The sequence below is a fragment of the uncultured Campylobacter sp. genome (genome assembly GCF_938030685.1).
Classification (GTDB): domain Bacteria; phylum Campylobacterota; class Campylobacteria; order Campylobacterales; family Campylobacteraceae; genus Campylobacter_B.
Genome location: NZ_CALHHX010000097.1, coordinates 1 through 8,468 on the forward strand (window position 1 = coordinate 1; position 8,468 = coordinate 8,468).

9 protein-coding genes are annotated in these 8,468 nt (G+C 44.4%); 6 read left to right on the top strand and 3 right to left on the bottom strand.

Annotation, left to right across the window (positions count from 1 at the left end; all coding sequences use genetic code 11):
- The 6 genes from Q0369_RS04565 to Q0369_RS04590 form a co-directional block, all read left to right on the top strand.
- The coding region (locus Q0369_RS04565) for a glutamate-5-semialdehyde dehydrogenase (RefSeq protein WP_298096596.1) at window positions 1-965 on the top strand (965 nt) is incomplete at its 5' end.
- Window positions 966-1,350: 385 nt separating this feature from the next.
- Complete coding sequence (locus tag Q0369_RS04570; protein WP_005871289.1) at window positions 1,351-2,094, top strand: amino acid ABC transporter substrate-binding protein; 744 nt, start codon at window positions 1,351-1,353, stop codon at window positions 2,092-2,094.
- 93 nt (window positions 2,095-2,187) lie between these two features.
- Window positions 2,188-2,937, top strand: a complete 750-nt coding sequence (locus tag Q0369_RS04575; RefSeq protein ID WP_297905416.1) for an amino acid ABC transporter substrate-binding protein — start codon at window positions 2,188-2,190, stop codon at window positions 2,935-2,937.
- Window positions 2,934-3,602: an amino acid ABC transporter permease gene (locus Q0369_RS04580; RefSeq protein WP_298096599.1), complete on the top strand. Its 669-nt coding sequence runs from the start codon at window positions 2,934-2,936 to the stop codon at window positions 3,600-3,602. Before Q0369_RS04575 ends, Q0369_RS04580 begins: the two co-directional genes overlap by 4 nt.
- Window positions 3,602-4,336, top strand: a complete 735-nt coding sequence (locus Q0369_RS04585) for an amino acid ABC transporter ATP-binding protein (RefSeq protein ID WP_298096602.1) — start codon at window positions 3,602-3,604, stop codon at window positions 4,334-4,336. The genes Q0369_RS04580 and Q0369_RS04585 overlap by 1 nt, the downstream gene beginning before the upstream one ends.
- A 24-nt stretch (window positions 4,337-4,360) precedes the next feature.
- Complete coding sequence (locus tag Q0369_RS04590; protein WP_298096606.1) at window positions 4,361-5,497, top strand: PLP-dependent aspartate aminotransferase family protein; 1,137 nt, start codon at window positions 4,361-4,363, stop codon at window positions 5,495-5,497.
- A 356-nt stretch (window positions 5,498-5,853) separates the two neighbouring features.
- On the opposite strand, the gene Q0369_RS04595 is transcribed toward Q0369_RS04590, so the two are convergent.
- The 3 genes from Q0369_RS04595 to Q0369_RS04605 are packed head-to-tail and all read right to left on the bottom strand — an operon-like array spanning window position 5,854 to window position 8,323.
- A complete protein-coding gene (locus Q0369_RS04595; RefSeq protein ID WP_298096609.1) occupies window positions 5,854-6,843 on the bottom strand; it encodes a DNA adenine methylase in 990 nt (329 codons plus the stop codon).
- The gene (locus Q0369_RS04600; protein WP_297904769.1) at window positions 6,840-7,532 is read right to left on the bottom strand and encodes a restriction endonuclease; all 693 of its coding nucleotides are present in this window, start codon (window positions 7,530-7,532) and stop codon (window positions 6,840-6,842) included. The genes Q0369_RS04595 and Q0369_RS04600 overlap by 4 nt, the downstream gene beginning before the upstream one ends.
- The gene (locus tag Q0369_RS04605; RefSeq protein ID WP_298096611.1) at window positions 7,532-8,323 is read right to left on the bottom strand and encodes a DNA methyltransferase; all 792 of its coding nucleotides are present in this window, start codon (window positions 8,321-8,323) and stop codon (window positions 7,532-7,534) included. Before Q0369_RS04605 ends, Q0369_RS04600 begins: the two co-directional genes overlap by 1 nt.
- Window positions 8,324-8,468 lie beyond the last annotated feature (145 nt).

Sequence of the window (8,468 nt, forward strand, 5' to 3'; positions counted from 1 at the left end):
GGAGCCATCCAAACGGCATGCAAATCAGCCGCGTGCGCGTGCCGCTGGGGGTGCTCGGTATCATCTACGAGAGCCGCCCAAACGTCAGCATCGACGCAGCGGCTCTGACGCTAAAAAGCGGCAACGCGGCGATCCTGCGAGGCAGCGCTAGCGCGCTAAATTCGAATATCTTTTTAGTAAATTTATTTAACGAAGCCGGGGCGAAATTTGGCTTACCAGCAGGCGCGGTGCAGCTCGTGGAGAGCGCCGAGCGCGAAGTAGTGGCGCAAATGGCGAAAATGAGTGAGTATATCGACGTTTTGATACCGCGAGGCGGCAAGAGCTTAAAAGATTTTATTGCGCAAAACGCGACCGTGCCGATCATCATGACGGGCGCGGGGGTGTGCCACATCTTCGTCGATGAGAGCGCAAATTTAAGCGAGGCTGCAAAGATAATCAAAAACGCCAAAACCCAGCGCCCAAGCGTCTGCAACGCCGTAGAGTGCGTGCTTTTGCATGAGCGCGTGGTAGGCGAAATTTTACCGGGGCTTGTGCGCGAGATGCCGGAGGTCGAGTTTCGCGTGAGCTCGGAGCTTCTGGGCGCGTGCGAGTCGGAGCTGCGAGGCACTAAAAACGTCAAACTTGCAGGCGAGAGCGACTTTGGCGCCGAGTTTTTGGATCTCGTTTTGGCCGTACGCGCCGTGCGGGACGTAAGCGAGGCGATTGGCTTTATAAACGCGCATTCCAGCGGGCATTCGGATGCGATTTTGAGTGAAAACTACGCAAACATCGAGCGGTTTTTAAACGAAGTCGGCAGCGCGGTCGTCTACGCCAACGCCTCGACGCGCTTTAGCGACGGCAGCGAGTTTGGATTCGGCGGCGAGATCGGCATCAGCACGCAAAAGCTGCACGCCAGAGGGCCGATGGGGGTGAGAGAGCTCACGACCTATAAATACGTCGTCCGCGGAGGCGGGCAAATTCGCTAGCGGCTCGTCTTTTTCAAAAGGATCATCTTGCGAGCGCTTTTGAGAGAAATTTTGCTTCTCTTGCGCTCGCAACTGCAAGCAGAAGTCTAGCTTGCGCAAAATTTTAGCTTCTAACTCAAAAAATCGCCTCGAAATACTTGCAAATTTTATTTTATATCGCAGGCTGAATTCCTTCTGTGATACTTTTACCTAATAAACTTGAAATTTTATAAATCACCTCTGTCAGAATTTTAAAAATATATGACGCTAAAGCTTTGTCATACAGGCGAAATTTTGTATCACGTCTTACTAAAATTTAAAATTTTAATAAAAATTATATATTCCGCACGATATAATCGCGCATCTGCTCGCAGCGCGAGCGATAGCTAAATTTCAAGGAGATTCAATGAAAATATTTAAAGCCCTGCTCGCAACAGCGCTGATCACCGCCACCCTAAGCGCTAAGACGCTTAAAGAGGGCACGCTCGTAATAGCCACGGAGGGGACTTACTCGCCGTATTCTTTCTATGACGAGAAAAATAATCTTACCGGCTTTGATGTCGATATCGCTCGCGCACTAGCAAAAGAGCTAGGGCTAAAGGCGGAATTTTTAACCGCGCCGTGGGATGCGATGCTCGCGGCATTTGACGCAGGCAAAGCGGACATAGCGATGAATCAAGTAAGCATCACGCAGGAGCGTAAGAAAAAATATAATTTCAGCGAGCCTTATACCGTGGCTTATGCTGCGCTAGTAGTGCGAGCTGATAACGAGGAGATTAAGAGTTTTGCGGATCTTAAAGGCAAAAAAAGCGTCCACTCCGCTACCAGTAACTGGGCTGACATGGCACGCAGCTATGGCGCTGAGATCGTCACAGCAGACGGATTTAGCAAGGGCGTGGAGCTCATCATAGCTCGTCGTGCAGACGCTACGATCAACGATAACATCACATTTTTTGACTATATGAAGCAGCGCCCGAACGCCCCGCTAAAGATCGCAGCTCAAGGCAATGAGCCGATCTATTCCGCCGTGCTGCTTAAAAAGGATGATGAGCTGACGGCGCAGATAAATTCCGCGCTAAAATCGCTAAAGCAAAAAGGCGTGCTGAAAGAAATTTCACTTAAATATTTTGGCAAAGACATTACGGAATAAATTCTACGACCGCTTAGTTGAAGCGTGGAATTTTAAACTTGGTTGGGCGGAATTTTGTATTTTAAATTTCGCTCATAAAATTTTGGAGGAATTATGAAAAATTTAATAAAAACTTTGCTTGCATGCGCGCTTTTAATATGCGGCGCAAACTCTAAAACGCTACGCGAAGGCACGCTTAAAGTAGCTACGGAAGGTACTTTTTCGCCATTTTCGTATTATAACGACAAAAATGAGCTCGTAGGATACGACGTAGATGTCGCGCGCGCAGTCGCCGAAAAGCTTGGTCTAAAAATAGAATTTCTAACTGCGCCTTGGGATGCGATGCTTGCAGCATTTGATGCAGGCAAAGCAGACGCTGTGTTTAATCAAGTAAGCATCACTGACGAGCGCAAGAAAAAATATGAATATTCAGTGCCCTACACCGTCGTTTACGGAGCTATCATCGTGCATAAAGATAACAACGACATTAAAAGCTTCGAGGATTTAAAAGGCAAGAAAAATGCAGACTCCGCTACCAGCAACTGGGCGCAAGTCGCTAAAAAATACGGCGCACAAAACGTAACCGTCGATAGTTTTGCGAAAAGTATGGAGCTGCTGATCGCTCGCCGCGTAGATACCGTCGTGCGCGATAATACCGTATTTTACGACTTTTTAAAGCAGCGCCCGGACGCTCCGATTAAAATCGCTGCAAAGCTAAAAGACGTCGATTATAGCGCTGCAATAGTTCAAAAGGGCAATAAAGAGCTCGCAGATCAAATCAGTAAAGCCTTAAACGAACTCAAAGCCGAAGGCAAGCTAAAAGAAATTTCGCTTAAATATTTCGGCAAAGATGTGAGTGAATGAACGAAACAAGCAGAATTCTAGAGCTTGTTAGCAGCTCGCTAGAGCCGATGGCGCTAGCTCTGCTGCAAGTTACGATCCCGCTTACGATAATCTCATTTCTATTCGGGCTTGTGCTTGCGGTACTGACGGCGGTCGCACGCATCGCAAATTTTAAAATTTTAAAGCAGCTAAGTGAAATTTATATTTGGATTTTTCGCGGCACTCCGCTTTTAGTGCAGCTTTTTATCGTCTATTTCGGGCTTCCAATCATCGGGATCGCGCTTGATGTTTGGGCTGCTGCGATCATTACCTTTAGCCTAAATATCGGCGCTTACGCTTCAGAGGCGGTGCGAGCTGCGATCCTATCGGTGCCAAAGGGGCAATGGGAAGCGGCTACCTCGCTAGGCATGGGCTACGCTCAAATTCTGCGCCGCATCATCGCTCCGCAAGCAGCGCGCATATCGCTGCCGCCACTATCAAATATATTTATCTCTACGCTTAAAGACACCTCTCTCGTAGCCTCGATTACGATGGTCGACATGTTTATGGTCGCTCAACGTATCGCCGCACGGGCATTCGATCCGCTTACGTTATACGTGCTGGCGGCGCTATTTTATCTAGCAGTTTGCACCCTTCTTACGTTCTTACAATCCAAGCTAGAGCGACGATTTTCAAGGTTCGTGTGATGATAAAATTTACGAACTTAACTAAGCGCTTCAGCGATCACGTCGTGCTAAACGGGCTAAGCTTAGAATTTCGCGACGGGCAAACGACGGTGATTTTAGGAAGCTCTGGCTCTGGCAAATCCACGATGTTGCGCTGCATAAATCTGCTCGAAATTCCAAGCGGCGGCGAGCTACAGCTGGGCGAGTTTAAGATAAATTTCGACGCTCCGCATAAAACAAGCGAGTATCATCCGTTCCGCGCGCATACGGGCATGGTTTTTCAAAGCTTCAATCTCTTTCCACACCTCAACGTCTTGCAAAACGTCATCGAAGCACCCGTACACGTGCTAAAGCAGCCACGCGAGCTTGCCGAGGCAAATGCAATGGCGCTGCTAAAAAAGGTCGGCATGGCGGATAAAGCTGGCGCGTATCCAGCTCGCCTCTCCGGCGGTCAGAGCCAGCGCGTGGCGATCGCGCGAGCACTTGCTATGCAGCCTGAGTTTTTGCTGCTGGACGAGCCTACGAGCGCGCTTGATCCCGAACTTGAGGCGCAGGTGCTAAAGACTATCGCCGAGCTTGCCGCAGAGGATCGCTCGCTCATCATCGTTACACACAATATGGGCTTTGCGCGTAAGATCGCAGATAGAATTTTATTCCTAGACGGCGGAGTTATCGCATTCGACGGCGACGCAGAGGAATTCTTTGGCAGCAACGACGAGCGCATAGCTAAATTTATCGGAGCGATGAGCTTTTAATCCATTAAATTTCAAGGAGAAAATATGAAAATAGACACCCTAATCGTAAAGGGCATAGAGGCCAAGTCCAACCCCTACAACGCGGTGATTCCGCCGATATATCTAGCCAGCACCTTCGTGCAAGAAAGCCTGGATGATTTCGGCAAATACGCCTATTCGCGCGGCGCAAATCCTACGCGCAACGCCTTTGAAGAGCTTTTTGCAAAATTCGAAGGCAGCAAATACGCCTTCGCGCTAGCTTCAGGCATGGCGGCTACGAGCGCTGCGTTTGCGCTGCTTAAAAGCGGCGATCGCGTGCTGCTAAATAATAACGTCTACGGCGGCACCTATCGCTACGTAAGTGGGATTTTTAAAAATCAAGGGATCAATTATGACTTGGTGGATGATCTAAATTTGATCACCGAAATTCCAAGCGACGTTAAAATGGTCTTCATCGAAACACCATCAAATCCGCTTTTGCGCGTAACCGACATTGAGCGCATCAGCGAGCTCGCGCACAAAAACGGCGCGCTTGTAGTGATGGATAATACCTTTTTAACCCCGTATTATCAGCGCCCGCTAGAGCACGGCGCAGACGTCGTAGTTTATAGCGCGACCAAATACATAGGCGGGCATGCCGATCTAATCGCAGGCATCGTTACGACGAACGACGATGAGCTTGCCGCAAGAATTCAGTTTATGAAAAACACTCTGGGCGCGACGCTATCGCCTACCGACGCGTATTCGCTAATACGCGGACTTAAAACGCTAAGCGTGCGCTTCGACCGCCAGAGCGAAAATACGCTAAAGATAATAGAATTTTTACGCAGCAATCCTGCGGTAGAGGCGGTAAATTTCGCGGGCTCGCATTCGGCTAACGAAAAAGAGATACAAAATCGCCAAGCTAGCGGTATCGGAGCGGTCATCTCACTGGTGCTTAAGCCGCAATACGACTATAAAACCTTTGCGCGCAGCCTTGAGCTATTTGATCTAGCCGTGAGCCTGGGCGGCGTAGAAAGCCTGATCTGCCACCCCGCGTCGATGACGCACGAGAGCTATCCGCGCGAGCTGCAAGAGCGCATCGGCATCAGTCAAAATTTGCTGCGCCTAGCCATAGGCATCGAAAACGCGGACGATCTCATAGCAGACCTTGCCGCCGCGCTAGAAAAATCTAAAAAATAGGCGGCGCAAAATTTACGTAAACTTGAAAAATTTGCGCTAGCGCGAGCTTGATATTCTTTGTCTAGAATTTTACTCAGTAAGGATTTTTTGGATTTATAAGCCCAAAACCGTAAGCTTGTAATTTTAAAATTTCGATTTTGAGCTTGCGGCAAGTAAAATTCTAGGCTTTTCACCTATCGTGAATGGAAATTATAATTTATAAAGCTCGCTAAATTTTTATAAAAACATAAAAATTTTTTAACTTTGCCTAGTCTTTAAAATTTTAGAGTAAGTAAAATTTCATACAAATTCCCCTTGGAGGCAGAATTCTACTATTAAAATTTACCGAACTTATAAAACCCTGTCGTCCTAAAATTTTAAAATTTCTCTAAAATGTGCAGATATTCTAGAGTAGAGTTTGCCTTATGATTGCGGTTTTGCTCCTTATCGGCACGAAACCTTTGGTACTGCCTCTTTACTAAATCATATCTGCCATATCTGCTTAAAATTTCTCGAATCTGCACATCGCTCATAAGACCTTCATTGTTGTAGCTTAAAAAAATATATTTAAAATTTGCTTTTTTGATCAAATCCTCAAATACCATAATCGCCGTTCGCTTTTTGCACCAAAGTGATTTTTGATACTCTCTTAGTCCCGTTTTACCGCGCGGCGTAAAGTCATCGTATAGCGTAATCGTATTTAGCAAATGGTAATTTGCTCCGTATTCGCGATGATTATACGGCGGGTCAAGATATAAAATATCACCAGAAATTTTCTCGATTAGTTTATTTGCATCTGCCATATACACTTCATTTTGCCGCAATGGTGGCGTAAATTTTGCCAAACTAAAATTTAGAGGTTTTATGGCCGTTTTTTTAAAAATTTTTAAAAATGCACCGTAAACGGACGCCGTATTCGCCACCATATCGGCGCTTTCAAGCAGGCTCGCAATCATAGCGAAATACTCATTTGAGTCAGGCTTAAGCTCTGAAATTCCTTGTCTAATTGCATCGATTCTGCATGCGTTTTCATCACTAAAATATTGTCGTCCATTGCCGCCGCCAGGTGCATAAAATTCAAAAATTTTACCTTTTTTAGGTGGTAAATTAGCGTATTTATTCACTAAATTTTCTAAGTTGTTTTCATCTAAGTCATTTTTTATATAGTGGTTATTTAAAGCGTAGCTATAAGGCTCTATATCGTTTGCGATTAACTTTTTAACACAATTTTTAAAATATGCACCGACTACGCCCGTACCCGCGAACATATCGCAAAACGTTAAATTCGATAAATCGCCACCCACGACCGAGCTTATACTCTCATCCAAAAAACCGAGCAATGAAAATTTTGAGCCAATATAGTTCATTGCTCGTCTTGATATAGCTTGGCAAAAATAAACTCACTAGTATGCCTGGCTGCTTCATCTGCGATTTTTTTCACGCATTCTTTACGATATGCCACTGGATCATACTGATAACAGCCTACACAACCTAGATCATCCGTATAATCTTCACTTCCCGCATAAAAGTCATAAGGATTACCAAGCAAATTTTTAGCTCTCCAACGTTTATTTGTTTCTTTACACTTTTTACAAATTTGACGCTTTATATCATTTGCAGCTTTACAAAGTGGCTGAAAATCATCTAATCTTTGCGTAGCGGTATCGCTTACTCGCCAATCGTTTTTTCTGCCGTCTTTGTGGTCTATCTCTATTTTTGTATTTTCGCTAGTGCCGTTTATACCTAGCATCACGCAATTTCTTGTCTTGTAAAAATTCTTTATATCTTGCCTAATATTTTGATTAAAATTTTGGGCTAAATTTAGCCCATTTAATCTGATAGCATCAATTGAGTTACCTCTTGTTCGACTTTTATCAAATTCAACGATATAATTTTTAGCTAATGTTGAATTCGCCCTACACCAGCTACCGCCATTTCCAAGCTGCAATTCTTTATAAATTCCTATGAACTCGCCTACGCTCACCCATCTAGAAACACCATTTTTATTTGGTCTTGCAAGTTCTAAGAAAAGCTCTGTTTTAGTAGTTTTACTCATCAAAACTCCTTTTTAAAAATCAAAATATACTCATGCTTAAAAATATAATAGTCATTTTTTAATGCACGATACCGCCAAATTCCGCCTGCTCCGAGTTTTCCGCGATTACCCTCGATATTTTTTACGATTACACCTTTTAGTCTAGTTTTAAAATTTCTTTTTATCATATCAAGACATAAAAACGATAGTGGTACAACCTCGCTATTTTTGTAAATATCGCCTATAACAACAGCAAAGTATCTATCTTTAGGTAGAAAATTTAAAGAATTTTCGCAACTTTTCCTAAATCCAATCAAAAACTCATCTATGCTTTTGCAGTTTGATAAGTCCACCGAATTTTGGGTAAATCTGACAATATCATGATACGGCGGATGAAAAATCGCGAATGCTACTTGCTTTTGCCCTAAGAAATCAAGCGAATTTTGTATGCAGATTTTAGCTGAGGTGCTGGCATTGTCGCATAAATTTAAAGCAAAAAAATCTTGCGAACTACCGCTCATTTTAGCCTTTACATAGTTTAAAATTTGCTCATTTATATCAAGTCCGATGAATTTTCGTCCTAACTTTTCGCATTCAAAAAGACTTGTTCCACTACCGCAAAACGGATCCAGAACCGTTTCGCCTTTTTTAGTATAACGAGAAATCAACTGATACGCTACTTGCGGCACGAAATTTCCATGATAGATATTTTCGTGTTTTCCGCTTTTTTCGCGGCTTTGGATTAGCCACAAATCATCCGTCCACACATCGCTTTCGTGCCAGTTTGATAAATCAATATCGTTAAATTTCATCTTTTACCTTAAATTTTTCACAATATACCTAAATCGCGCTGAAATTTTTACTAATCATCCAGGGCAAAATTTCTCTGCGCTTTAAATTTAGCGGAGTTACTTCAGCTCGCCCCAGCGCTTGGCGATGTTTAGGCTCGTCTTTAAG